Raw genomic sequence first — 25,219 nt, forward strand, 5'->3', positions numbered from 1 at the left:
CACGAGGATCGTCCGAATGCTGATTTCCCCTGCGTATGCCCAGGCCGCGGGCGCCGGCGACACCAACAGCATGTTGATGTCGCTGCTGCCGTTCGCCCTGATCTTCGTGATCATGTACTTCCTGATTCTGCGTCCTCAGCAGAAGAAGGTCCGCGACCACGCCGAGCTCGTGAAGAACATCCGCCGCGGCGACACCGTCGTGACCTCGGGCGGCCTCGTCGGCAAGGTGACCAAGGTCGTCGACGACGACCAGATCGAGTTCGAGATCTCCGACGGCGTGCGGGTGCGGCAGATGCGCCAGATGATCTCCGGCGTGCGCGCCAAGGGCGAGCCGGCCAAGGAAAGCGCAAAAGAGAGCGCCAAGGACGACACCGCAGCGAAGTGAGCGCTTCTGCGCGAGTCTCTTCAAGTCTCCTGATCTGACAGGTCCAGTCGATGTTGTATTTCACGCGGTGGAAGGCGCTGGGGATTATCCTGACGGCGCTGATCGTGTGCCTCTGCGCGGTCCCCAATTTCTTCCCCGAGGCGGAGGTCAAGACGTGGCCCGCCTGGGCGCAGCGCAGGCTCGTGCTCGGCCTCGATCTCCAGGGCGGCTCCTATCTGCTGCTCGAGGTCGATTCCGCCTACGTGAAGAAGGAGAGGCTCGATCAGGTCCGCGACGACGTTCGCCGGACGCTACGCGACGCCAAGATCGGCTTTACCGGCGGCGTTACCGTACGCAACGACGCGGTCGAGGTTCGCATCACCAAGGAATCGGACGCGCAGGCTGCACTTGCCAAGCTGCGGGAGCTGTCCCAGCCGCTGGGCGGCCTCATGGGATCCAGCGGTCAGCGCGACCTTGAGGTGTCCGATGCCGGTGGCGGCGTGATCCGGCTGAGCGTCCCGCAGGCCGCGACCCTGGATCGTCTGCGAAAGACGATCGAGCAGTCGATCCAGATCGTCGAGCGCCGCGTCAACGAGCTCGGCACCGTCGAGCCGGTGATCCAGCGCCAGGGCAACGACCGCATCCTGGTGCAGGTCCCCGGTCTTCAAGACCCGACCCGTCTGAAGGAGTTGCTGGGCAAGACCGCGAAGATGGAGTTCCGCATGGTCGACGCCTCCGTGCCGCCGGATCAGGCGCAGCAGGGCAGGGTGCCGCCTGACTCCGAGCTCTTGATGAGCGCCTCGCCACCGCCGACACCCTACGTGGTCAAGAAGCAGGTGCTGGTCGCTGGTGGCGATCTGACCGACGCCCAGGCGAGCTTCGACCAGCGCACGGGTGAGCCGGTGGTCAGCTTCAAGTTCAATACGTCGGGCGCGCGCAAGTTCGCGCAGGCCACACAGGAGAACGTCGGGCTGCCCTTCGCGATCGTGCTCGACAACAAGGTGATCTCGGCGCCTGTCATTCGCGAGCCGATCACCGGTGGCCAGGGTCAGATCTCCGGCAATTTCACCGTGCAATCGGCCAACGACCTCGCAATCCTCCTGCGCGCCGGCGCGCTGCCGGCGCCGCTGACGGTGGTCGAGGAGCGCACCGTCGGTCCGGGCCTCGGCCAGGACTCGATCGAGAAGGGCGAGCTTGCGGCTTATGTCGGCTCGATCCTCGTCATCGTGTTCATGCTGCTGACCTACCGGCTCTTCGGCGTGTTCGCCAACATCGCGGTGGCCATCAACGTCGCCATGATCTTCGGCCTGCTGTCGCTGCTCAATGCCACGCTGACGCTGCCCGGCATCGCCGGCATCGTGCTCACCGTCGGTATCGCGGTCGATTCCAACGTGCTGATCTACGAGCGCATCCGCGAGGAATTGCGTGGCGGCCGCAACGCGATCTCGGCGATCGACGCCGGCTTCAAGCGGGCGCTCGCGACCATCCTCGATTCCAACATCACCACATTCATTGCTGCCGCGGTGCTGTTCTACATCGGCACCGGCCCGGTGCGCGGCTTTGCCGTGACGCTCGGCATCGGCATCATCACCACGGTGTTCACCGCCTTCACCCTGACCCGGCTGATCGTCGCCTGGTGGGTGCGGTGGAAGCGGCCGCAGAGCGTGCCGATCTAGGAGCCTGATCGTGACTCACACCGTTCTCATCGGGCTCGGCGTCCTCATTGCCATTCTCACCGTGGTCTCCGTGTTCGGCTGGCTGCCGTCGCTGCGCATCGTCCCTGACGATACGCATTTCGACTTCACGCGCTTCCGTCGCATCAGCTTCCCGATCTCGGCCGCGCTCTCGATTCTCGCAATCGTGCTGTTCTTCACCCATGGCCTGAACTTCGGCATCGACTTCCGCGGCGGCACGCTGCTGGAGGTAAAGGCAAAGTCGGGCGCGGCCGACATCGCTGCGATGCGCACGACGCTCGATTCCTTGCGCCTCGGCGAAGTGCAGCTGCAGCAGTTCGGCGGACCCGAGAACGTCCTGATCCGGGTCGCGGAGCAGCCGGGCGGCGATGCTGCGCAGCAGGAGGCGGTGCAGAAGGTCCGCACCGCGCTCGGCGATTCCGTCGAATATCGCCGCGTCGAGGTGGTCGGCCCGCGCGTCTCCGGCGAACTGCTGGCCTTCGGCATGCTCGGCCTGATGCTCGCGATCCTCGGGATCCTGGTCTATCTCTGGTTCCGCTTCGAATGGCAGTTCGCGCTCGGCGCCATGATCGCCAACGTGCACGACATCGTGCTGACCATCGGCTTCATGTCGATCAGCCAGGTCGATTTCGACCTCACCAGCATCGCCGCACTGCTGACGATCCTGGGCTATTCGCTCAACGACACCGTCGTCATCTACGACCGTATCCGAGAAATGCTGCGGCGCTACAAGAAGATGCCGATGCCGCAGCTGCTCAACGAATCCATCAACTCGACGCTGTCGCGCTCGATCATCACTCACGTCACCGTGACGCTGGCGCTGCTCGCGCTGCTGCTGTTCGGCGGCCACGCCATCCACAGCTTCACCGCGGTGATGATGTTCGGCGTGGTGCTGGTCGGCACGTACACCTCGATCTTCATTGCGGCCCCGATCCTGATCTATCTCGGTGTCGGCGAGCATCGCGAGGATGCGGTGGAAGCGACGACGCCGGCGAAGAAAAGCAAGGCATGATCCGAACCTCGTGCCCTCGCAGGAGTTTGCGAGGGCAGTAAGCCCATTCGGACGAAGCTCATGGCCGGCGATCCCAATGCTCCGCATTTCCCGCGCTCGGCGCCGATCGACGCCTATGGCAAGGGCGGCTTCGCCTTTGCCGGCATGTCGCATCGGGGCTCGCTGCTCTGCCTGCCCGATGCGATCTGGGCCTGGGATGTGACGGACCCCCAGAAGATCGACCGCTATTCGCTGGATCGGGTCTTCACGGCCGCCAACAGCATCGACACGCTCCTGGTCGGCACCGGAACCGGGCTGTGGCTGCCGTCACCGGAGCTGCGTCAGGCGCTCAAGGCGGTGAGGGTGGTGCTGGACACGATGCAGACCGGGCCCGCCGTGCGGACCTACAACATCATGATCGGCGAGCGGCGGCGGCCATGACTTTCCGCGCTACGCCGCGACACTGTTCGTGCCAGCCACCGAGCGTCGTGCGTTGCTGGCGCTGTATGCCTTCAACGTTGAGATCGTCCGCGTCCGCGACCAGGTCAGTCAGCCCTTGCCCGGCGAGATCCGCCTGCAATGGTGGACCGACATGCTCTCGGGCCATGTCCATGGCAGCGCCGAGGGCAATCCCGTGGCCGCCGAACTGCTCCGTGCGATCCGCGATTTCAACCTGCCGGTCGAGCCGCTGTCGCTGCTTGCGGACGAGCACCAGTTCGATCTCTACAACGATCCGATGCCGACCATGGCGGCGCTGGAAGGCTATCTGGCTGCGACCTCGTCGGCGTTGTTCGAACTGGCGGCGCGGGTTTTGGGGCCGCCGTCCGAGACGGTCGCGCATCTCGCCCGCCATGCCGGGCTGGCGCAGGGCATCGTTCAGGTGATCGCCAATTTGCCGCGCGATGCCGCGCATCGACAGCTGTTCCTGCCGCAGCAGGTGATGGAGCGGCACAATTGCAGCATCGAGGATGTCTTTGCCGGCAAGGAGACGCCCGATCTCCATGCGGTGCTGGAGCAGCTCGCGGGCGAAGCCCGGCAGCATCTGGCGACGGCTGTGTCGCTCCTCGCGCAGGTGGCGCCGTCCGTGCGGCCGGCGTTTCTGCCGCTGAGACAGGCACAGGCCGATCTCGAGCGCCTGTCGCGTCCGGGGCGCAACCCGTTTACGCTGCAGCCGTCGTCGCGGCTGCGCACGCTGTGGACGCTGTGGCGCGCCTCACGATCGCGCGAGTTTACCAAATAGCGGTTGGCTTGTCGCCTGAGCCGGCCAATTGCTCTATGCTGTCCTATGGCTGACTTGTCCCAAAGCACGTCCGATCTCAGCGGCTTTCCGGTCGCACCAGGCGACATTCTTGCCGCCGCCGAGACCATCCGCGGCGCCGTCGTCGAGACGCCGTGCAGCCACAGCCGCACGCTGAGCAGCATTTGCGGCTGCGACCTCTGGCTCAAATTCGAGAACCTCCAGTTTACCTCATCCTTCAAGGAGCGCGGCGCGCTCAATCGGCTCACGGCGCTGACACCGGAGGAGCGCGCGCGGGGCGTGATCGCGATGTCTGCGGGCAACCACGCGCAAGGCGTCGCCTATCACGCCAAGCGGCTGGGCATTCCCGCCACCATCGTGATGCCGATCGGCACGCCGATGGTGAAGATCGAGAACACCAGGCATCACGGCGCCCAGGTGGTGGTCACGGGCGCGACGCTGGAAGAGGCGGCCGCCTTTGCGCGCAGCCACGGTGAAGCGCATGGCATGATCTTCGTCCATCCTTACGACGATCCGCTGGTAATTGCGGGGCAGGGCACGATCGGGCTGGAAATGCTCAAGGCGGTGCCGGAGCTCGACACGCTGGTCGTTCCGATCGGTGGCGGCGGGCTGATCAGCGGCATCGCCATTGCCGCGAAATCGATCAAGCCTTCGCTGCGGATATTGGGTGTCGAGGCCTGGCTCTATCCCTCGATGTACAACGCCATCCATGACGGCAACCTGCCGGCGCGCGGCGACACGCTGGCCGAAGGCATCGCGGTGAAATCGCCGGGGAAGATCACCACCGAGATCGTCCGTCGTCTCGTCGACGACATCGCGCTGGTCAACGAAGCCGAGCTCGAGCGTGCCGTCGCAACGCTGATCTCGATCGAGAAGACGGTGGTCGAGGGCGCCGGCGCCGCCGGCCTCGCCGCGCTAATGTCCGATCCGTCCCGTTTCGCCGGCCAGAAGGTCGGCCTTGTGCTGAGCGGCGGCAACATCGACACGCGGCTGATTGCCTCGGTCCTGACGCGCGAGCTTGCACGAGAGGGGCGGCTGACGCAGTTGTCGCTCGATATTCCTGATCGCCCCGGGCAGCTGGCCGCCGTGGCTGCGCTGCTGGCCGAAGCCGGCGCCAACATCATCGAGGTCTCGCATCAGCGGACCTTCTCCGACCTTCCGGCCAAGGCGACCCTGCTGCAACTCGTCATCGAGACCCGCGACAGCGCCCATCTCGACGAGGTGATGGCAAGACTGAGCGCATCCGGATTGAGCGCGCGTTGCACGTAAGGACACGCGACGCTATCGCGGTGCCAAACCCGCGATGTGATCGATCAGCCGACCGATCTCGGCTTCCGTGTTGTAATAATGCGGGGAGGCGCGAACGACCGGCGGAAGCGCGCGAAGTTCCGCATCGATGCGGGTGCTCGCAGGATCTGAAGCACCGATCGTGATGCCCGCCGCAGCGGCACTGCTGACGATGGCGTCTGCCTCATACCCCTTCACCGTGAAGCTGACGATGGCGCCCGGCGCGCGGCCGAGGTCGCGGATTTTGATGCTGCCAATGGCGGAGAGACCGGCGCGAAGACGGTCTGCGAGCAGACGGCAGCGCTGTTCGATAGGACCAATCCCGATATCGAGGGCATAGTCGATTGCTGCTCCCAGCCCCAGCCGGGCGGCGTAATTGTTCTCCCAGGTCTCGAAACGGCGTGCATCGTCGCGAAGCCGATATTCATCTCGCGAGACCCAGGGCGCGGCAAAATGGTCGATCATCGGCGGTTCGAGCTGTTGCAGCAGCCCCCGGCGGACGTAAAGAAAGCCGGTCCCCCGCGGGCCGCGCAGGAATTTGCGCCCGGTAGCCGACAGCATGTCACAGCCAATCGCTTCGACGTCGACGGCCATTTGGCCGACCGCCTGACAGGCGTCGAGCAGGTAGGGAATGCCATGTGCCCGCGCGATCTTGCCGATCGCCGCCGCGGGATTGACCAGCCCGCCATTGGTCGGGACCCAGGTGATGGCGATCAGCTTGGTGCGCTCATCGATCAAGCGTTCGAGCGCCTGCACGTCGAGCTCGCCGCTGGCATCGCTCGGCACGACTTCGATCGTCGCGCCGGTTCGCTTCGCAACCTGAAGAAAGGCGACAAAATTGGCAGCGTATTCCGCCTCCGCCGTCAGGATGCGGTCGCCCTTGCGGAACGGCAGCGCATAGAAAGCCATCTGCCAGGCAACCGTCGCATTCTCGACCAGGGCAATCTCGTCAGGCGCGGCATTGAGCAAGCGCGCCACCGATCCATAAACCGCGTCGAGCCGATCGGACTCGCGGTCCGCGGCGGCATAGCCGCCGATTTCGCTTTCCAGGTTGATGTGCTGCTTCATCGCCGCGACAACGGGCGCCGGCATCAGAGCCGCGCCGGCGTTATGCAGGTACGCGAGCCGCGCTGCGGCCGGCGTCTCGGCACGTATCCTGTCGATGTCGATCACTGACGCCTCCGCTTCTCGCGATCCCAGTGCATGAAGTAGACGCGCCGGGGACTGCGAGCAAGACGGCCTGTCAAGCCTCAGATGCAGAGGCTGAGCAGCTTGATGGTGCAGGTGCTGGATTTGGGCTTGGTTGCGGGCGCCGCCTCCCGCTTCACGGCGACCACCGGCTCCTTGTCCTTCTTGCCCTTGCCCTTGCCTTTCGGCTCGTAATCGCCGGCGATCACCATGGCCCAATAGGTGCGCTTGCCGCTGGAATTCTTGGCGCTGGCGATGCCGACGCGGGAGGCGTTGTGCAGCAACAGGTTCTTGCGGTGCCCGGACGAGTCGATCCACTGTCCAAGCGTCTTCTCGAAATTGTCGTAGCCATAGGCGATGTTCTCGGCGGCGCGGCCCGCACCGGCCGGCGCGACACGGCGGGTGAAGGGGCCGAGCGCGTCGTGGCTGAGCTCATCCTTCGCTGCCATCGCGCGGGCCTGATCCATGGCGATACGATCGAGCGTCGCGTCGCGGACGACGCGCACTTCGCCGTGCTTGAGACGGAAGCTCGAGATCAGCTCGGCTGGGGAGTCGGCCATTGCGGGCGCGCTTGCGAGCAGCAGAAGACCGGCGATCGTTCCGCCCGCCACACGATGCATCATCGTTCCCCAAATGCCCATGAGCTCGCCAAGCCTGCCTTTGTTTGACCGCTTCTCCATCGCCAATGTGGACGCTTCAAGGCGCAGACCCAGCGGCTAGCCCGCCGGTAGATCCGCCTCGAAATTGAAGCGGTCGCGCAGGTTCTTGCGCTGCTCCAGGATGTCCTTGAGGAAGGCGCGGTCCTGCTCGTTCTTCATCATCGGCTCGATCAGGTCGAGCTGGTTCATGGCGACCAGTTGCAGGATCTCGGTCCGCGGCGTGCCGCTGGTGTTGCGCGGCAAGGCGTGCACGATCTGGATGTGCTCGGGTGGCTTCGGTCCCCTGGCTGCGGCAAGCTCGCTGCGGAGCTGGCCCTCGAGCGCGGCCTGATCGGCCTCGACGAAGGCGTAGAGCCCGACGCCGGAGCGGCGGTCGGCAAAGGCGACGATGGCGGTGTCGCGCACGGCGGGATTCCGGCGGATCAGCTCGGCCAGCACCCGAGTGATGGCGCGATAGACCTTTTTGCCGGTGGCGAGCCAGAGGCTCGCGGCGAACGACTTCTTCGCCAGGATCTTTCGCTCCCGCGGCGTCAGCGCCTCCGGCGCATAGGAGCGCTTGTGCTTCAGCAGATGCCGCAGGTCCTCATAGGCGAGAATGCGATAGAGCCGGCCGCGGCGAGCAAAGCAAGCCGCAAGCTGAAAGTCGGTCACGTAGGCACGGCCGTCGCGGCCGACCAGCCAGTTCTGCTCCTTGGCAAGATCGTTGTGGCAGATACCGGCGCGGCGCAGCCGGCGCAGCACGGCTTTGGCCGAGCGGAAATAGGCGAGATCGCCATGCGGCTTGGCGAGATGCAGCGCGACGCCATCGACGAAGCCGCGCACCAGAGCGCGGCGTCCGGCCCACAGCAGCTCGGGACCGGCGTCGAGCCCTTTGGCGCGCACCAGCGCATGCTTCTCGCGGGCGAACAGATGGCGTGCCAGCAGGAACGACCACCATGGCACCTCGTCGAGCCGGCGCAGCACCGCGTCGGTCTCGCCGCTCTCGGTGCGGAAGCGGCCGCGCTCGACGGTCGAGAACACGTCGCGCTTGAGCAGCACGCCTTCGGTCCAGCGCGCCGACAGCTCTGCGGCGTCGTCTTTGGGGAGGCTCATGGACAACTCACGCTGCCGCAGCGATGCGCAGGTGATCGGCGATCCAGCGATCGAGATCGGCGAGCGCCCGTGCGCTCAGCGCCTGCTTCTTGGCCACTGTCTTCTCGTTGCCGCGCAATCGCGTGCCATCGGGCTTTTTCGTCGGCACCGTCGCGAGCGGCGGGAACAGGCCGAAATTGACGTTCATCGGCTGGAACGAGCGCGCGCCCGGTTCGATGGTCTCGATATGGCCGCCGGTGATGTGCCCGAGCAGCGATCCGAGCGCGGTCGTGCCGGGCGGACTGACAAGCGTCTCGCCGCGCGCGTCCGCTGCTGCATAGAGGCCGGCGATCAAGCCGACGCTGGCGGATTCCACATAGCCCTCGCAGCCCGTCATCTGGCCGGCGAAGCGCAGCCGCTTCTGTGCGCGCAGCCGCAGTTGGCTGTCGAGCAGCTTTGGCGAGTTGAGGAATGTGTTGCGATGCAAGCCGCCGAGGCGGGCGAACTCGGCCTTCCCCAGACCGGGAATGGTGCGGAAGATGCGCTGCTGCTCGCCGTACTTCAATTTCGTCTGGAAGCCGACGATGTTGTAGAGCGTGCCGAGCCTGTTGTCCTGGCGCAGCTGTACGATCGCATAAGCTTTCGTGGCGGGATCGTGCGGATTGGTGAGGCCGACCGGCTTCATCGGGCCATGACGCAGCGTTTCGGGGCCGCGCTCCGCCATCACCTCGATCGGCAGGCAGCCGTCGAAATAGGGCGTGTTCGTCTCCCACTCCTTGAATTCGGTCTTCTCGCCGGCGATCAGCGCAGCGACGAACGCGTCATACTGCTCCTTCGTCATCGGGCAGTTGATGTAGTCCGCGCCGTTGCCGCCGGGGCCGACCTTGTCGTAGCGCGACTGGAACCAGGCCACCGACATGTCGATGGATTCGCGGTGCACGATCGGCGCGATCGCATCGAAGAAGGCGAGCGCGCTCTCGTCGGTCAGTTCGCGGATGGCGTCGGCGAGCGGCGCGGAGGTGAGGGGGCCGGTGGCGACGATGACGTTGCTCCAGTCGGCCGGCGGCAGGCCGGTGACTTCGCCACGCGCGATCTCGATCAGGGGATGGTCGTTCAGCGCCTTGGTGACGGCCGCCGAGAAGCCGTCGCGATCGACCGCCAGCGCGCCACCGGCGGGCACCTGGTTGGCGTCGGCCGCGCGCATGATCAGCGAATCGAGCCGGCGCATCTCCGCATGCAAGAGGCCGACGGCGTTGTTGGCGGCGTCGTCCGAGCGGAACGAATTGGAGCAGACGAGCTCAGCGAGCCCGTCGGTGCGGTGAGCCTCGGTCATGCGGGTCGGCCGCATCTCGTGCAGCACCACGGGCACGCCGGCCTTGGCCACCTGCCAAGCGGCTTCGGAACCGGCGAGGCCGGCACCGATCACGTGCACGATGTTGGATTGGGGTCCTGTCATGGGGCGGACAGGTAGCGCTTTTCGGCGGAGAGTGGAATCGCCGAGATCGAGTTTTCTGCCACCAGATACGACAACGCCCGCACGAGGCGGGCGCTATCGGGTCGTCCGGTTGGGGGCTGAACGTATCAGCCCTGATACTGACCGGCGGCAACGCGCGGGATGTCCGAGCGATCGAGGCCGATATCGGCCAGCTCGCGATCGCTGAGTTGGGACAGCTCGGCAACATTGCGCTGATAGTCCCGGAAAGCCTGGATCATGCGGATGAGCGAGAGCAGCATTGGTAGTCTCCTGTAGTTCGATTCAGCTCTTGCCCGAGCCTCATCGTTGAAGTGAATATAGATGGGAGTAGTGCAGTGCGAAAGTTCCTATGTTGCGATGCAGCTAGGCGCTGGATGCATAGCGTAGGTAAGGCACGCTTAACCCTTTGGCAGTCGGCATCGAGTTGCGAGCAAAAGCAGCGGCTTTTGACGCGAAAGTCCCGTGAAATCACGGAGTTAATTGCGCGCCCACCTGATACGATCATTGCTGAAATATGTTGCTCATGGGCGACCTCATAGCCGCCCATCAGCATCTAAACCCAACTCTCGCCTGCGTGATTCGCATGGAGGAAAGAGAGGTAGGGGTGAATATATATTCATATTATTCGCGCGGAACGCCGGTCTGGTCAGACCTTTTGACGTCTGTCAGCCGACATGGCGATGCTCACAAGTTATTGCTTCGGAGACGGGTCGCCGGCTGTGGACCCCTCGCTAGTCCTGAGGTTTAGGGGGCGCGCGCCAGCTGGGTGGCGAAATGGGCAATGGTCTTGGAATAGATCTCGCTCTTGTTCCACTGCCGGAGCACTTCGAAGTTCGGGCTGCCCGGCTGCCAATCCTTGCCGCGCTGCCAGCCGTAGCCGGCGAGATAGTTGGCGGTGGAGGCGAGTACGTCGGGCGCGCTGTGCAGGAGATCGCGCTTGCCATTGCCGTCGAAGTCGACGGCATATTTCATCCACGACGAAGGCATGAACTGGGTCTGGCCGAGCTCGCCGGCCCAGGCGCCCTTCATGTCGCCGGGCGCGAGATCGCCGCGCTGGACGATGCGCAGCGCATCCATCAGCTCGGCACGAAACTGCTCGGAGCGGCGGCAATCATAAGCGAGCGTTGCCAGCGAGCGGATGGTTGCGAACTTGCCGGTGTTGACGCCGAAATCGGTCTCCAGGCCCCAGATCGCAACCAGCACCTCGCCCGGCACGCCATAGGCCTGCTCGATGCGCGAGAGCACGGAGCCGTACTGCTTCATCATGTTGGAGCCCCGCGTCATGCGCGGCGGCACCATGCGACCGGAAAACTCCTCGAAGCTCTGGCTGAAGACCTTCTGCGAGCGGTCGCGGTTGATCACGTTCTGATCGAGCGTCACGCCGGCAAGCCCGGCGGTGATGGCCTGCTGCGAGATGCCTTTGGCCGCAGCGTCGGTTTTCAGATCCGCAAGCCAGGCGTCGAAATTGCCCGAGCCGCAGGCAACGGCGGCGAGCGTCGGCTGGGCTGACAGGATGGACGCGGAGAGGGCGAAGGCTGCGAGAGCGAGACGAGAAATCGTCGGGGTCATCAGATGAAATGGATTCCGTGAAGCGATCTTATCGGCGAGCATAATCTCGGTGGTAACCGCGGCCAAAGCAAGGCGTGTGGACAGCGCGCGATCCTGCACGAACGCAGGATCGCGCGTCACGATATCGTCAGGCGTCCGTTCTGTTCCGCCAGGGGAAGAGGTTGGCGGGAAAGTCCGCGGCCGGCTTGCGCGGGCGATGCGGCGGAGGCGGCAAGGGAAGAGCGCCTGGATCGGACGCAATCACCTTGCGATAGAGATGCCAGGTCGCGTGGCCGAGCAGGGGGATGACCACGGCGAGGCCGAGGAAGGCCGGGATGGTGCCGAGTGCCAGCAGCACCGCCACGATCAGGCCCCAGGCCGTCATCGGCACAGGGTTCTTCGCGACGACGCGCAGCGACGTGACCATCGCCTCGAACGCATCGGCATGACGGTCGAGCATCAAGGGGAACGACACGGCGCTGATGCAGAGCGCGGCGAGGGCGAACAAAAGGCCCGTGCCGCAGCCGACCACGATCAGCCACCAGCCCTGCCGCGTCGTCAGCACGCGCGTCAGGAAATCCGAGATGCCGCTCACGCCCTCATAGCCGAACGCGGCGATATAGATCGCCTGCGCGGTCGCGACCCAGGTCACGAACAGGGCGAGCAGCAGCGCGCCCAGTCCGAGCATCGCGCCGAAGGAGGGCGAGCGCAGCACCTCCATGGCGTCCCAGGCGGTGGCCTCCTCATAGCGTTCGCGCCGGCTGGAGAGCTCATAGAGACCGAGCGCCGCGAACGGCCCGATCAGAGCGAAGCCGGCGGCCAGTGGAAACAGCAGCGGCAGCACCGAATAGCCCATCACAATGCGGGCGAGCACGAGGCCGAGCACCGGATAGATCACGCAGAGGATGATGGCGTGGCTCGGAACCGCCTTGAAATCCTCCCATCCGCGCTTCAAAGCGTCGTGCAGGTCGGACAATTGAATTGTTCGGATCACCGGTCCGGCCGCGTCCGCGGTCCGGACCACGGTGGGGACATTGCCCTGGTAGAATGTGGCCATGGTCGCTAGCTCCCTTGCCGCGCGGCTGATCTCGCGCCGGCAACGGCGCGGCGGCCGCTTTCTTTGAACTATTGCGATCCCGACCAGACGCGAATGTCCGGATGGCATCGCGAGCTGAACCACAAGAGTACTCCCAATTTCGAGTCATGTCCCTCACGCTTGGGTGAGATTCGATGTCGCAACGCAACTTCGACGGTGTCACTCGGTCGTCATTTCGCCGCAGATAAGCTGATGCTGCTTGCTGGTTCGCAGAACTTCGCGGGCGCAACGCAGGAACTTGGTCTATAAGTGCCACTCAAGGCCCTTCCAACGGATCCTTTTTTAGGGAGCAGACATGAGCATTTTCGGGAAAATCATGGGCGCGATCTTCGGTAGCCAGCCGGCCTCCGCCGCGCCAGCCGGTAGCGCACCTTCGGGAAGCGCCCCGGCGCCAGGCGCTTCGGCGCCGGCCACTGCGCCCATGGCCGCGGTCGACGTGGCGGCAATCGTCGACAAGGCGGTGGCGGCCCATAAGGGCGAAAAGCTGGAATGGCGCACCTCGATCGTCGATCTCATGAAGGCGCTCGACATCGACTCCAGCCTTCCGGCACGCAAGGATCTCGCCAAGGAGCTGGGCTACAGCGGCGACATGAACGACTCGGCGAGCATGAATGTCTGGCTGCACAAGCAGGTGATGTCCAAGCTCGCCGCCAACGGCGGCAAGCTGCCGCCGGAGATCAAGCACTGACCCGTCCGGGTCGTGCCGCAGGGGGCCCGCGATATCGCGGGCCCTTTTGCCCTCAGGCGACCAGATCCGCATCCTCCGGATGCCTGTCGAGATAGTCGACGACGAAGCCGCAGCCGGCGATCACCTTCCTGCCGTCGCGCCGTATCAATTCCAGCGCGCCCTTGACCAGCTCCGATCCAATGCCGCGGCCGCGCAGCGCACGCGGCGTTTCGGTATGGGTGATGACGACCGCGGACGGTGTCAGCCGGTAATTGGCGAAAGCGACGTCGCTACCGACATCGAGCTCGAAGCGGCTTTTGTCCTTGTTGTCGCGTACCGATGCCGCCATGGCCGATCCTTCCGAAGTGTGCATGGCCCTGATCTAGGAGTCCCGGCCCGCCTTTGGCAAGGCGTGACCCATGCCGCTCGCTGCACGGAGCCATCCGTAAATGCGCCGGTCTGTGGCCGCAGCCTCAAATATTCCGGACACCGCCCTTGCATGTTCTACGACGGCTCCCACGTCCTAACGAGGACATACGCCCGAATGCGGCCGGCAGGGTCGCTAGACATTCGGAGTGTCGTGATCGCCAGCCGCAGACGTATGCCTCTATTGCAGGAGGGTACGATGTCGGACTTTGGCTTCTTGAAGACTCATCGAACATGGGAAGACTGGTGCGGAATGCTGGTGGGCGCGCTGATCGTCGCTTCGCCGTGGTTCCCCGCCCAGGATCAGTCCGCGATCGCCGGAAACCAGACGGCGGTCCTGAATACGGTCGCGATCGGTCTGGTCGTGTTTGGCATCAGCCAGCTCGAATATGTCGCTTTGCAGCGCTGGCAGGAGGTGGCGACGATCCTGGTTGGACTGTGGCTCATCGCCTCGCCCTACGTGATCGGCTATTCCAGCGACGGCTTCCTCAGCATCTATCACACGAGCCTCGGTGCGGTGGTGGTGCTGCTGGGCATATTCCTGCTGTGGCAGGACTGGGATCTGAACGACCAGGATATGCTCAAGCACGGGCAATAGGCCCTCGGCATCGGCGGGCTCGCGAGCTACGGCAGCGGGCCTGTGGTTTCCGACCTGGAGGCCGTTCGGTTCATTCGGTTGCCTTGGCGAGCCTGGAATCTTCGGCCTGAGGTTGCGGGCGGAGGCAGCCCTGGCAGATGACGAGGGAGCGGTTGACCCTGGCATCCTGCTCGGCCTCGATGCCGTCCTGCGCGTGCCACCATTCTTTCGAATAGGGCGCGAGCCCGGCTTGCGACCCGCTGTGCTCGGATGTCGCCGCAGCACGCGTCGTGCGCGAGGCAGCACGCGGCCGATTGGGATCCTCGCCGGCGCCATCCCAAGCATAGCGTGCAGGCTTGAAGGCAGAAGTTGAGGCCATGTGCGCTTGCGGGGACACGACACATCCGGCGAGCGCCAGCGCGAGCAGGAGGGTGGCGGGCGCTTTGATCATGACATGCACTCTGTACGCGGAGACGGCTGAAGGGTGCGCTGATCATGTTTAAAATTCCCTGAACGATTGCGATCATGGCTGCGACCAACGCCAATGCGATATCTGATCCTCTTGCTCACCTTGCTCATGGCCAGCGCGCGGGCCGACGAAGCAAAACCGTTCAATCCGGCCGACTATCCACCGGGCGTGCAGACGGCGCTGCGGTACGCCAATGAGGAATGCGAAAGCCAGCAGGGCGGGAAGGTGACCTTCGCGCCCGATACCGTGCGCAAGATCGACCTCACCGGCGATGGCCACGAGGACTACATCGTCGATTTCCAGGACACCAAATGCGGCGACCGCGAGACGACTTATTGCGGAACCGGCGGCTGCGTCATGAAGATCCTGGTGACGCTGCCGGACGGCAGTGTGCGCGAGGTGTTTGGCGGCCATGTCCTCCGCTACAGGATCATGGCCCCCGCGGTGAAGCGCGGCGCCGCCCGCACCGTCCGCTTCGATCTGCATGGCAGCTTCTGCGGCGGCTTTGGTGCGCAGGCATGCGTCAAGCAGAAGGCCATCACGGCGACGCCGTTTGCGTTCAAGCAACCTTAGGGCAGCTCCGCTGCCGCTGGCCTTGCAGGGGCGCTGGCGATGGCGATAAATGGGCCGCAATGAGCGGGCCGCTCGCGTGCCGCCCGCCGTCGAAGAGGAAGCCCGATGCAGCCCCTGCGCATGTCCCGCCGCGTCATGAATCTCGCCTACATGCTGACCCAGAACGCGCGGCGGCATGGATCGCGCCCCGGCTTCGTCTGGGGTGACAAGTCCTGGACCTGGCGCGAGATCGATGCGCAGGTCTCGGCGCTGGCGGCCGCACTCGCCGCGCGTGGCATTGCCAAGGGTGATCGCATCCTGGTCCATTCCAAGAACGGCGAGGAGATGTTCGTCTCGATGTTCGCCGCGTTCCGGCTCGGCGCGATCTGGGTGCCCACCAATTTCCGCCTGATGCCGGACGAGGTCAGTTATCTCGCGCAGGCCTCCGGCGCGAAGGCGTTTCTGTGCCATGTTGATTTTCCCGAGCACGCGGCGGCCGTGAGCGGCGGCGCGCTGGAGTTCACCTGGAGCATCGACGGCAAGGCGCCATTCGCGGATATGTCGGTTGCCGAGGCCATGGCCTCGCGGGCAGGAACGGCAGTCGAGAACGTCGCGGTCGAACACGACGATCCCTGCTGGTTCTTCTTCACCTCCGGCACCACCGGCCGATCCAAGGCGGCCGTGCTGACCCACGGCCAGATGGGGTTCGTGGTGACCAATCATCTCGCCGATCTGACGCCCGGCGTGACGGAGCAGGATGCCTCGCTGGTGGTGGCGCCGTTGTCGCACGGCGCCGGCGTGCACCAGCTGATGCAGACCGCGCGCGGCGCGCGCACCGTATTGCTGCCGACCGAAAAATTCGACATCAACGAAGCGTTCCGCCTGATCGAGGCCCATCGTGTCAGCAATCTCTTCACGGTGCCGACGATCCTCAAGATGATGATCGAGCATCCCGCGGCCGATAAATACGATCATTCCTCGCTGCGTCAGGTGATCTATGCCGGCGCGCCGATGTATCGCGAGGACCAGAAGGCGGCGCTGAAGAAGCTCGGCAAGGTGATCGTGCAGTATTTCGGCCTCGGCGAGGTCACCGGCAACATCACCGTGCTGCCGGCCGCGCTGCACGATCCCGAGGACGGCCCGCACGTGAAGATCGGCACCTGCGGCTTCGAGCGCACCGGCATGCAGGTTTCGATCCAGGACGACGAGGGACGGGAGCTTGCCGCGAACCAGAGCGGCGAGATCTGCGTGATCGGGCCTGCGGTGTTCGCCGGCTACTACGACAACCCGGAAGCCAATGCGAAGGCGTTTCGCAACGGCTGGTTCCGCACCGGCGATCTCGGCCACATGGACGAGGAGGGCTTCGTCTACATCACGGGACGGGCGTCCGACATGTACATCTCCGGCGGCTCCAACATCTATCCGCGCGAGATCGAGGAGAAGATCCTGACGCATCCTGCGGTCGGCGAGGTCGCCGTGCTCGGCGTGCCCGATGCGACCTGGGGCGAGGTCGGAATAGCTGTCTGCGTCGCGCGCGAAGGCGCGAAGCCCGTGAGCGAAGCGGAGATGGCGGCGTTCCTCTCGCCGAAAGTGCCGCGCTACAAGATGCCGAAGCGGTTTTTCTTCTGGGAGGCGCTGCCCAAGTCCGGCTACGGCAAGGTGCCGAAGCGGATGGTGCGCGACGAGCTCGAGGCGCGCGGGCTGCTTGATCTCGACAAGATCAAGGCCAGCTGAGCAGGCGTCATGCGCAGCATCAAGCAGCCGGGCCCGCCCGTCGCCGAACGCATCCAATGGGTGGAGGCGAGGGGGCGGGCCTTTTCCTTCACGCTTCAGGCAGGTCTGCCGCTGCTGGACGCTGCACGTCGCGGCTTTGCGGCAGAGGGATTTGCCGGCGGCGTGCTGAATTTCCGCCGCGGTGCGCTCGGGCCGTTCGCCTATGTCATGCCGGCGCTGTCGAAGACCGGGGAGAACGCGGCATTCTACAGCGACACGTATCGGCCCGAAGGCGTGACGCGCTTGAGGCTCGGCAGCATGACGCTGGGCGTGCGGGACCGCGCGCCGTTCTTTCATTGCCATGGGCTCTGGACCGAGGCCGACGGCAAGGCAAGCGGTGGCCACATGCTGCCGGACGAGACCGTTGTGGCCGAGCCCTTCGAGGTCGAGGCGTTCGGCGTCGATGGCGCGATGTTCACCGCAGAGCCCGATCCGGAAACCAATTTCAAGCTGTTCGGGCCCATCGCGGTCGCGAGCACCGGCGCGCGTACGACGAGCCGCAGCTTCGCATTGCGGCTGCGGCCCAATCGGGATTTTGCCGGCGGCCTCGAGGACTTCTGCCGTGCACACGGCATCGCGCGTGCGAAAATTCACGGCGGCGTCGGCTCGACCATCGGCGCGCGTTTCACCCATGGCGGTGTCACCGAGCCGTTCGCCACCGAGCTGGCGATCACGGCCGGTGCGATCGCGCCCGGCGCTTCCGGTGAGCTGGAAGCCACGCTCGATGTTGCCCTGATCGACTACACTGGCGGCATCGCCGAGGGCCGCCTGATCCGCGGCGACAATCCCGTGCTGATGACCATGGAGCTGGTGCTGGAGGCGCTGGAGTAAGCCTGTCAGGCTCGGACGGGTGGGTGCAGATACCGCTTTCGCAACTCTTGCGTTCCCGTTATGTTCAAATGGAGCTTTCAGGGGCGGGCAATGGCACGACGAGGCAATCGGACGATCAACCTGCCTGCGCCATATCTGAAGCGGGTCTGGCTCGATCCGTCGCAAGTTCGCGATCGCGAGGCCTATCCGTTTTGCCTGCCCATTTTCCCCGATGATTTCGAGCTCAACTTCGACGCGGCCATCACGATCGTCGTTGGCGAGAACGGCACCGGAAAGTCGACGATCCTCGAGGGCATCGCGGCGCTCGCCGGGTATGACGATGCCGGTGGCGGCAAGGGCTACATGCCGGTCGATCATTCCGAAGCGCGCGAGAAGATGGGCGGCCAACTCTCGAAGGCGCTGCGCGCGAGCTGGCTGCCGAAGATCACCAATGGCTGGTTCTTTCGTGCCGAGAGCTTTTTCTCGGTTGCGCGATATCTGGACAAGGCCGCACGGGACGCCGGCCAGGCTGGCCCCGATTTCCTCTCGCACTCCCACGGTGAAGGCTTCCTGCGCTTCTTCGAAGAACGCTGCCAACGCCAGGGCATCTTCATCTTCGATGAGCCGGAATCGGCGCTGTCGCCGGCGCGTCAGATCGAGTTCCTGAAGCTGCTGCGCCGCATGGAAGAGTCCCGCATCTGCCAGGTGATCATGGCGACGCATTCGCCGATGCTGATGGCCTATCCCAACGCGCGGCTGTTGCGGCTCGGGAAATACGGCCTGGAGCCGACGACGGTCGAACAGACGGATCATTACCGAGTGATGCGGGAGTTTTGTGCTGATCCACGCGGGTTCGTGGAGGCAACGCTGGCGGAGTAGTTGAGACGGGCGTCCGACACTCGGTCTCTCCACCGTCATTGGCTGCGCTCGCAATGACGGAGTGAGTGGCATTGGCGTCGCCTCGATCGACATTCGCCTCGGTGCGGACGCAGTTTCCCGTTCTCGCGGCACGTCGTGCCCGAGCTTTGCGGTCGTCATCACCCTCGAAAGTGCCGAGGGCGCAGGGAAGGCCGGGCGCCGGCTGGCACCCGCGGTCCGCTGTGCGCGAATTGCGCTGGAAGTGATGCACAGCGGCGTACAGGTGAAGCCAAATGTCCGGCCTTCCCTGCGCAGTGGGTTTACGGCTTATGTCGTGATCTCCTCGGGGAGCGATGCACTATTGCCCCCGTCGCCTTGCGGATGAGCGACGGTGCGAACCCGGTCGGGCCGCAACGTCACCGCAAGCCTTGGCGCACAGACCCCGGGCGCCGGGACCACACGATTTTGCCGTACGCAGGCTGCGCCCGTCGTGTGCGCGCCTCGGCTGCTCACGGTGTGACCCGCCCTGCAAACCGCCTGCGCACGACGCTGCCCGCGTCCACCACATTCCCATCCCGCGTTCGTGACGATCGCGATCCGCCCCTCGGCCCGGGTTGGGGTGGCCAAAACATGCGATAATTCCGAATTCTAGTAAAGCGAAATTTTTCCGCCCGCGGGAGTTGACCGTGGTCTGGCGTGTTTTGCCCGTCGGCAACGCAAGGAATGGTGTGGATGGGGGGGCCGCGCCCCTCGCCACAGCTGCGCCACGAACAGGTCTCCCCATGGTCCAAAAATGCGCTACGATGGTCTCAGCGCGCCTCAAGTCGCGCAGATCGAAAAGAGTGAGGAAACGACATGCGGATGACGATGGGACCGGCGTTCGCCGGGGTGGCGGCGCTGGCGGTGGCCGGGATGACTCTGATCGCCGCCTTCGAGCCGGTCTGGGCGCACGGGCCGACGCGGCAGAAGGTGAGGGAGTCCATCGAGATCAACGCGCCCCCGGCCAAGGTCTGGGCGGTGATCGGCAATTTCCAGGACATGAGCTGGCTCCAGCCCGTCACCAAGACCACGGGCGAGAAGGGCAACGAAATCGGCGCGACGCGAACGCTGACGCTCACGGGCGGCGGGACGGTCGAGGAGGAGCTCTACAAATACGAGCCCGACATGCTCAGCTATTCGTACCGGATCACCAAGGTCGACGTGAAGGTGCTGCCGGTGACCAACTATTCCTCGACGCTGACGGTATCGCCGGCGCCGGACGGCAAGGCGAAGCTGGAATGGGCTGGCGCGTTCTATCGCGGCTATCCCAACAACGATCCGCCGCCGGAGCTGAGCGACGAGGCCGCCAGGACCGCTGTGAGTGGGCTGTACAAGGCAGGGCTCGAGGCGCTCAAGAAGAAGATCGAGAGCGGCAGCTGATCGTGCGGGCGCTGCTCCTGGCGGCGTTCGCCGGCAGCCTTTGCCTCGTCGGTCCCGGCGGCGCGTTAGCTGAAGAGGCGTTCGTCACCAACCAGCTCAGCGACGATCTGTTGGTCGTGGACCTCGCGAGTGCTCGCGCGGTCTCGACCATCCCGATCGGGGGCAAGCCGGCGGGCGTCGCAGTCAGTGCAGACGGACGCTTTGCCTATGTGACCAGCCCCGACGCCAAAGCAGTGACGGTGGTGGACGCGGCCGCGCGGCAAGTCGCGGGGCGGATCGAGGTCGGCGGCGGGCCGCTCGGCATTGCCGTCTCACCCGATGGCCGTACCGTCTATGTGGCCGACTGGTATGCCGCCGCGGTGCGGGTGATCGACACGGCTTCGCGCAGCGTCACGGCCAGCATCGCGGTCGGCGCCTCGCCATCGGGCCTCGCCGTGACCCCGGATGGCAGGTTGCTGCTCTCGGCCGATCGCGACGACGACAGCGTCTCTGTGGTGGACACCGCGACGCGCCAGCGCAAGGCGATCATCAAGGTTGGTACGCGTCCGTTCGGCATCACCATCGACGCGGAGGGAAGACGCGCCTACACTGCCAATGTCGGCTCCGACGATGTCTCGGTGATTGACATTTCCGAAGGCAAAGAGATCGGCCGCGTGCAGGCCGGGATGCGGCCCTATGCGGTGGCGCTGACGCAGGGCCGCGGCTTCGTGACCGATCAATATGGCGGCACGGTCAGCGTGTTCGACCTCGCGAGCTTGAAGCCGATCAAGCGCATCGCGGTCGGCGACTATCCCGAAGGCATTGCGGCAACCGCCGACGGCAAGCGCATCATCGTCGCCTGCTGGGAAAGCAACACGCTTCATATCATCGATGCAGCCGAGTTGAAGGTGGTCGGCGAGGTCAAGACCGGCGACGGCCCGCGCGCGTTCGGGGCGTTCTTGCGGAAGTCGGAGTAGTTCGTCAAACCCGCGGCAGCTTTCCAAACGGCGACGCGGCATGAAGCTGCTGCCGATCGCTCATTCAGGAACGCCCGTCAGCGCTCATCAGTTGGCGGAGGGGCGGCCTGATCGGTAACCGCCGCTTCCGAGACTGCGTTGCCCGGCGCACCTTTGTCGGTCCAATCCGGCGGCAGCCCAATCCTCTCTCCGGCCAATCCAATCAGTCCCGGCGCTCGCCCGAACGTTTCACAGATCGCCTCCTTGGGCGCGCCACCGAGAGAGGCCTGCAGTCTGCCGATGGATGGCGGCGCCGAGACCTTCCCGAATGGACTCTCGGCGGTAACAAGCATCTTCCCGAAATCATCTCCGAAAGCGCCAGCGAGATCATAGGCATCCCCGTCGCTCGATGCGCGCGGCGCGCTGGTGAAGGAATTCGCTCCGCGCGCCCAGATCATGGCCGCTTTCTGATTGCCGCTGCGATCACGGGCCTCGGCCTCTACGGACAGGCTCCCAAGTCCGATCGGAAGCCGCGGTACAGGGATGGGCACACCGGGAGCAACGATAGACGGTACAACGCTCGCGACCTTGGAGACACCGGCTGCCGTCGCATCGGTCGGCGCAATGTGGGTGATGACCGCCCGAACGTTCAAGTCCGCGGTTTCCGTCGGTGCCACGATCCGGAAGCGCTCGCTCAGCGCGAGACACATGGCTCGGTTCATCGCATTCTTGATCAGGCTGCGCTGCCGTTCGGAGAACGGCTGGCTGGCGGCGGTGACCGCGAACGCAGTTGGCTCGATACGCGCAGTCTTCGCGGCGAGAACGTCAGCCTTGTCGATCCGAACCTGCGACTTGGTCAGAACACCGTCGGACGGCGTCAGATTGTCGTAAGAGGCCAGGGACCCGGACCGCTCCAGCGGTGCGGTGGCGCAACCGGCAGCCATCAAGCTCAAGGTCGCGACGACAGGCCATTTCATGGCGCGGCAGCAAGATCGATCGCCGCCCTCTGGGCCAAGCGCCGGGAACGCGCGACCGGAACGGGAGGCGGCGCGGCGCCGGGCGCCGATGCCAGGATTGGCTGCCAGGTCACGTTCCAACGCGCCAGCGTCGTCTCGTTGCCGTCGAAGGCCAGATCGAGGAAAGCCAGAGTGAGTTCTGCCGTCGCCGCCTTCACTTTCGGATTGAGAGCCGGACCACCCGTGAACGAGCGATCGGTAAAGATGCTGTGCGAACCGCCCTCGAACACGGCAAGCAGCTTGCGCGGTTCGGCAATGGCGTTGAAGACAGCCAGTCGATCGGCAGCAGGCGAGTGGTATCCGGGGATCTCGATGACGTCGTTCGTCGCGGTCACGTGCAGGTTCGGAACGGCGATCTTGCCCAGGACCGAGGCAAGATCGGACTCGCCGTAGAACGGCGGGGCAGAGATGACGATCGCCGCCGAGAAGCGCGGATCGCGGGCCTCGACCCACCGCCCTTCGCGCATCACGCGTGCGCCAACCGCAAGCAGGGCCGTGTTCGCGCCATATGAATGTCCGGCCGCTACGATACGCCGGCGGTCGACCTGGGCGCCGTAGGGGCTCGACAGCACGAGGTTCAGGGCGAAGTGCAGATCCCTGGCCCGCGCCAGCGCCTCGCTCTCATGAGCCGCTCGCTGCAAGCGGTCCACGACGGTGAGAGGATTGCCTCGCCAGAGCGACGAATCGCTGCCCGCATGCTGGACGTGCAAGCTCGCAATGCCACGGGCCGCCCAATATCGTCCCAGATAGCTGTAACCCCGGCGGGAGCCACCCAGGCCATGGGAGAACACGATGAGCGGTACGCGGGATCCCGGCGTGACACTCGTCGGCCAATGCAGGCGCACCGGAACGGCCCGCGAACGCGCGGGATCGACCCAGTCGAAGTCGATGAAGGCGGGCGGGGCGGACTGCGCTTGCGCTGGAGGCGCCGCAACGGCGGCTGTGACTGCGACGGCGAGCAGCGCGGCGCCGAAACGCCGTCGCGTCATCTTTTCCGAGGCGATTGCATCGCCGGCGCTACGCGCGGCGGCGGCTCGAACATGCCAAGTGGAAGTGTCGCCGCCCAACCGGTTCACCATGAATGCACCTTGCGTAAACCCGCACCGAGTGCAAGTTTCAATTGCACTTAGTGTAATTTTGCAAACTGGTCGATTTCATGGCAGAAACAGGCGATGAAAAATTCGCCACGAAAGGAGGAGGGCCTGCGCGAACGGAAGCGGCGCGAAACGTTGCATCGCATCACCGAGCAAGGCCTGAAACTGTTTCTGACCAAGGGCTACGACGCCACCACGCTCGACGCGATCGCGGAGGCGGCGGGAATCTCGCGGCGGACGTTCTTCTACTACTTCAAGTCCAAGGAAGAGATCCTCCTGGCGTGGCAAGACGGTGGTTTCAACGAGACCCTGCGAGCCGCCGTGCTGGAGCAATCGACCAAGCAGTCACCTCTCACGGTCGTGAAGAACGCCCTGTTGGAGCTGACGGCCCGCTTTCCCGTCGATTACAAGCAAACCAAGGTGATCGAGCGCCTGATGTGCGCGAACGAGTCGCTTCGCATACGACAGCAGGCGAAATATGTAGAGAAAGAACAAGCAGTCTTCGACGCGCTCTGCCAGATGTGGCCGCAGGCCAGGCGGCAACCTGCGCTCCGCATGGTCGCCATGATGTCGGTCGGCGCACTGCGTCTTGCGATCGATAACTGGAACCGCGACCAGGGGAAGCGACCTCTCGCCATTTACCTGAAAGAGGCTTTTGCATGCCTGGAGCAGGAGATCGGAAGGGGCGTGCTCGCGCAAGACTGACTCGTGCGCGACTGACGGCCGATCGTACGAAGTGCGTCAGCGTGCGTATCGGTGCTACCGCGGCGGGCACAACGCCCGTACGATCTCGTCCAATTGTTCGAACGTGTGGTCTGGTGCATGCGCCCGCAGCGCCGCGGGCGCCGCATAGCCCCAGCATACCGCGCCGCAAGCGATGCCTACGGCGCGAGCAGCCTCGATGTCGCGAACCTCGTCGCCGATCGAGATCACCCGGGCAGGCTCGACGCCGGCACGGCGGATGACACGGCGGAATTTGGCGGGCTTGCCGAACAGCGACGCCGCGCAGTCGAAATGTGAAAACAGCGCCGCGGCCTCCCCGAGCTTCTCCCGCGCATTGGCCTCGCTGTCGGATGTCACCAGCGCGAGCTGCACGCCGTTTCCGGCCAGCGTCCGCAGCATGGCCTCGACACCGTCGAACAGCGATATCTCGCCAGTTGCCTCCGCCTTCAACCGCCGCGCATGCCGCGCGATCGCCGGCAGCTTCCACAAGGGCACCTCGAGCCGTGCCAGGATCTCGCGGCTCGACGCATGCCGCAGCTCCTCGATGTCCTCATCCTTCACGCGACGAAGATTGAAATGATCTGCGACGTCGTTGATGGTGCGAAGGAACCACGGAAAGCTGTCGGCCAGCGTGCCGTCGAGATCGAAGATGGCGAGAGAGTATGTCACGTGAAGGGAATATCGGTTCGTTCATCCAGTTATTGAACTAGAATTTCCACACAGTGTCTTCGGTCCAACCCAATTCTGCAAATTCGCTGGCGCGGAGCGGTGCCTCTCCTTCCGCGAAGAATTCATCAAGCTGAGGCGGTGCGACGCTCGTTTCGGACAGCATGGCGTGCGCCTGTCCGCGATGATGAATCTGATGTTGGAAGAGATGCATGAGCAGCCGGTCGCGGCGTTCGGTCTGAACGGCCGTGTCGCGGTTGATCCTCACAACGGAGTTGAGAATCTCGGGCGTCAATGCATCGCAGACAGCAATCAAGCGCTCGTCGACCGCGGCTTGCGCGGGCTTGAGCGCGGCAAGGGAAGGGTACGGCACCTCGTTCTTCCAGGCCGCCGGGCCCAACCATCCGTCCTCCAATGCATCGACATAGAAGAGGTCAATGACATGGATGTGGTTTAGCGTGCGCTGCAGGCTTGGAAAGAACCCGGTCCGCTTGGCTTCGAAATCAATCTGAGGCAGAGCAGCGCAAGCAGTGAGCAGCCGATGGTTTGCCCAGGCATTATTATGGGCGAACGCGCGATAGGTTTGCACAAGTCCGGCAGGCAA

28 protein-coding genes are annotated in these 25,219 nt (G+C 64.8%); 15 read left to right on the forward strand and 13 right to left on the reverse strand.

What is annotated here, in order from left to right; all coding sequences use genetic code 11:
* The first annotated feature begins 16 nt into the window (after positions 1-16).
* The 6 genes from yajC to AX729_RS32620 are packed head-to-tail and all read left to right on the forward strand — an operon-like array spanning position 17 to position 5,576.
* Entirely contained in the window at positions 17-385 is a 369-nt protein-coding gene (yajC, locus tag AX729_RS32595) for a preprotein translocase subunit YajC (protein ID WP_061028201.1), read from the forward strand.
* A gap of 50 nt (positions 386-435) precedes the next feature.
* Positions 436-2,040 (forward strand): protein translocase subunit SecD, encoded by a 1,605-nt coding sequence (secD, locus tag AX729_RS32600; protein WP_061028202.1) that lies wholly within the window; start codon positions 436-438, stop codon positions 2,038-2,040.
* 10 nt (positions 2,041-2,050) lie between these two features.
* Positions 2,051-3,070: a protein translocase subunit SecF gene (gene secF / locus AX729_RS32605; protein ID WP_061028203.1), complete on the forward strand. Its 1,020-nt coding sequence runs from the start codon at positions 2,051-2,053 to the stop codon at positions 3,068-3,070.
* Between the two features lie 60 nt (positions 3,071-3,130).
* Positions 3,131-3,490: an Mth938-like domain-containing protein gene (locus tag AX729_RS32610; protein ID WP_061028204.1), complete on the forward strand. Its 360-nt coding sequence runs from the start codon at positions 3,131-3,133 to the stop codon at positions 3,488-3,490.
* Positions 3,491-3,518: 28 nt separating this feature from the next.
* Positions 3,519-4,289, forward strand: a complete 771-nt coding sequence (locus AX729_RS32615; protein WP_245325481.1) for a phytoene/squalene synthase family protein — start codon at positions 3,519-3,521, stop codon at positions 4,287-4,289.
* A 45-nt stretch (positions 4,290-4,334) separates the two neighbouring features.
* Entirely contained in the window at positions 4,335-5,576 is a 1,242-nt protein-coding gene (locus AX729_RS32620) for a threonine ammonia-lyase (RefSeq protein ID WP_061028205.1), read from the forward strand.
* A gap of 12 nt (positions 5,577-5,588) precedes the next feature.
* On the opposite strand, the gene AX729_RS32625 is transcribed toward AX729_RS32620, so the two are convergent.
* The 7 genes from AX729_RS32625 to AX729_RS32650 form a co-directional block, all read right to left on the reverse strand.
* Positions 5,589-6,767, reverse strand: a complete 1,179-nt coding sequence (locus AX729_RS32625) for an aminotransferase class V-fold PLP-dependent enzyme (protein WP_061028206.1) — start codon at positions 6,765-6,767, stop codon at positions 5,589-5,591.
* A gap of 77 nt (positions 6,768-6,844) precedes the next feature.
* Positions 6,845-7,423, reverse strand: coding sequence for a CAP domain-containing protein (locus AX729_RS32630; RefSeq protein WP_156457321.1), 579 nt, complete (start codon positions 7,421-7,423; stop codon positions 6,845-6,847).
* A 75-nt stretch (positions 7,424-7,498) separates the two neighbouring features.
* Positions 7,499-8,533 carry a serine/threonine protein kinase gene (locus tag AX729_RS32635; RefSeq protein ID WP_061028207.1) on the reverse strand — a complete coding sequence of 345 codons (1,035 nt, stop codon included), beginning with the start codon at positions 8,531-8,533 and terminating at the stop codon, positions 7,499-7,501.
* A gap of 7 nt (positions 8,534-8,540) precedes the next feature.
* On the reverse strand, positions 8,541-9,968 hold the full coding sequence (gene trmFO / locus AX729_RS32640) for a methylenetetrahydrofolate--tRNA-(uracil(54)-C(5))-methyltransferase (FADH(2)-oxidizing) TrmFO (RefSeq protein WP_061028208.1): 1,428 nt from the start codon (positions 9,966-9,968) through the stop codon (positions 8,541-8,543).
* A 125-nt stretch (positions 9,969-10,093) separates the two neighbouring features.
* Positions 10,094-10,246 (reverse strand): DUF1127 domain-containing protein, encoded by a 153-nt coding sequence (locus tag AX729_RS39155; protein WP_007590701.1) that lies wholly within the window; start codon positions 10,244-10,246, stop codon positions 10,094-10,096.
* 484 nt (positions 10,247-10,730) lie between these two features.
* The gene (locus AX729_RS32645) at positions 10,731-11,555 is read right to left on the reverse strand and encodes a lytic murein transglycosylase (RefSeq protein WP_061028313.1); all 825 of its coding nucleotides are present in this window, start codon (positions 11,553-11,555) and stop codon (positions 10,731-10,733) included.
* A gap of 127 nt (positions 11,556-11,682) precedes the next feature.
* Positions 11,683-12,591: a DUF2189 domain-containing protein gene (locus tag AX729_RS32650; RefSeq protein ID WP_061028209.1), complete on the reverse strand. Its 909-nt coding sequence runs from the start codon at positions 12,589-12,591 to the stop codon at positions 11,683-11,685.
* Between the two features lie 334 nt (positions 12,592-12,925).
* Between AX729_RS32650 and AX729_RS32655 the strand changes: the two genes are divergently transcribed.
* Positions 12,926-13,318 carry a DUF3597 domain-containing protein gene (locus AX729_RS32655; protein ID WP_061028210.1) on the forward strand — a complete coding sequence of 131 codons (393 nt, stop codon included), beginning with the start codon at positions 12,926-12,928 and terminating at the stop codon, positions 13,316-13,318.
* A gap of 52 nt (positions 13,319-13,370) precedes the next feature.
* Here AX729_RS32655 and AX729_RS32660 read toward each other — a convergent pair whose 3' ends face one another.
* Positions 13,371-13,646 (reverse strand): GNAT family N-acetyltransferase, encoded by a 276-nt coding sequence (locus tag AX729_RS32660; protein ID WP_061028211.1) that lies wholly within the window; start codon positions 13,644-13,646, stop codon positions 13,371-13,373.
* A 276-nt stretch (positions 13,647-13,922) separates the two neighbouring features.
* On the opposite strand from AX729_RS32660, the gene AX729_RS32665 reads away from it, so the two are divergent.
* Positions 13,923-14,321 (forward strand): SPW repeat protein, encoded by a 399-nt coding sequence (locus tag AX729_RS32665; RefSeq protein ID WP_061028315.1) that lies wholly within the window; start codon positions 13,923-13,925, stop codon positions 14,319-14,321.
* A gap of 70 nt (positions 14,322-14,391) precedes the next feature.
* On the opposite strand, the gene AX729_RS32670 is transcribed toward AX729_RS32665, so the two are convergent.
* A complete protein-coding gene (locus tag AX729_RS32670) occupies positions 14,392-14,751 on the reverse strand; it encodes a hypothetical protein (RefSeq protein WP_061028212.1) in 360 nt (119 codons plus the stop codon).
* Positions 14,752-14,844: 93 nt separating this feature from the next.
* Here AX729_RS32670 and AX729_RS32675 point away from each other — a divergent pair, with 93 nt between their 5' ends.
* The 6 genes from AX729_RS32675 (at position 14,845) to AX729_RS32700 (ending at position 21,137) form a co-directional block, all read left to right on the forward strand.
* The gene (locus tag AX729_RS32675) at positions 14,845-15,342 is read left to right on the forward strand and encodes a hypothetical protein (RefSeq protein WP_061028213.1); all 498 of its coding nucleotides are present in this window, start codon (positions 14,845-14,847) and stop codon (positions 15,340-15,342) included.
* 105 nt (positions 15,343-15,447) lie between these two features.
* Positions 15,448-17,055, forward strand: a complete 1,608-nt coding sequence (locus AX729_RS32680; protein WP_061028214.1) for an acyl-CoA synthetase — start codon at positions 15,448-15,450, stop codon at positions 17,053-17,055.
* A 9-nt stretch (positions 17,056-17,064) separates the two neighbouring features.
* Positions 17,065-17,925 carry a PCC domain-containing protein gene (locus AX729_RS32685; RefSeq protein WP_061028215.1) on the forward strand — a complete coding sequence of 287 codons (861 nt, stop codon included), beginning with the start codon at positions 17,065-17,067 and terminating at the stop codon, positions 17,923-17,925.
* 90 nt (positions 17,926-18,015) lie between these two features.
* Positions 18,016-18,783: an AAA family ATPase gene (locus AX729_RS32690; protein ID WP_061028216.1), complete on the forward strand. Its 768-nt coding sequence runs from the start codon at positions 18,016-18,018 to the stop codon at positions 18,781-18,783.
* Between the two features lie 834 nt (positions 18,784-19,617).
* A complete protein-coding gene (locus AX729_RS32695) occupies positions 19,618-20,181 on the forward strand; it encodes an SRPBCC family protein (protein WP_061028217.1) in 564 nt (187 codons plus the stop codon).
* A 2-nt stretch (positions 20,182-20,183) separates the two neighbouring features.
* Positions 20,184-21,137: a YVTN family beta-propeller repeat protein gene (locus tag AX729_RS32700; protein ID WP_061028218.1), complete on the forward strand. Its 954-nt coding sequence runs from the start codon at positions 20,184-20,186 to the stop codon at positions 21,135-21,137.
* Positions 21,138-21,214: 77 nt separating this feature from the next.
* Here the strand turns inward: AX729_RS32700 and AX729_RS32705 are convergent, their stop codons facing one another.
* Both AX729_RS32705 and AX729_RS32710 read right to left on the reverse strand, forming a co-directional pair.
* A complete protein-coding gene (locus AX729_RS32705; protein ID WP_245325484.1) occupies positions 21,215-22,060 on the reverse strand; it encodes a DUF3313 domain-containing protein in 846 nt (281 codons plus the stop codon).
* 29 nt (positions 22,061-22,089) lie between these two features.
* Positions 22,090-23,211 (reverse strand): alpha/beta hydrolase family protein, encoded by a 1,122-nt coding sequence (locus AX729_RS32710; RefSeq protein WP_063817323.1) that lies wholly within the window; start codon positions 23,209-23,211, stop codon positions 22,090-22,092.
* 150 nt (positions 23,212-23,361) lie between these two features.
* On the opposite strand from AX729_RS32710, the gene AX729_RS32715 reads away from it, so the two are divergent.
* Positions 23,362-23,931: a TetR/AcrR family transcriptional regulator gene (locus tag AX729_RS32715; RefSeq protein ID WP_245325482.1), complete on the forward strand. Its 570-nt coding sequence runs from the start codon at positions 23,362-23,364 to the stop codon at positions 23,929-23,931.
* A 54-nt stretch (positions 23,932-23,985) separates the two neighbouring features.
* Here the strand turns inward: AX729_RS32715 and AX729_RS32720 are convergent, their stop codons facing one another.
* Both AX729_RS32720 and AX729_RS32725 read right to left on the reverse strand, forming a co-directional pair.
* Positions 23,986-24,618: an HAD-IA family hydrolase gene (locus tag AX729_RS32720; protein WP_061028221.1), complete on the reverse strand. Its 633-nt coding sequence runs from the start codon at positions 24,616-24,618 to the stop codon at positions 23,986-23,988.
* 37 nt (positions 24,619-24,655) lie between these two features.
* Positions 24,656-25,219, reverse strand: coding sequence for a DinB family protein (locus AX729_RS32725; RefSeq protein WP_061028222.1), 564 nt, complete (start codon positions 25,217-25,219; stop codon positions 24,656-24,658).

Source organism: Bradyrhizobium sp. CCH5-F6, from assembly GCF_001556045.1.
Classification (GTDB): Bacteria; Pseudomonadota; Alphaproteobacteria; order Rhizobiales; family Xanthobacteraceae; genus Bradyrhizobium.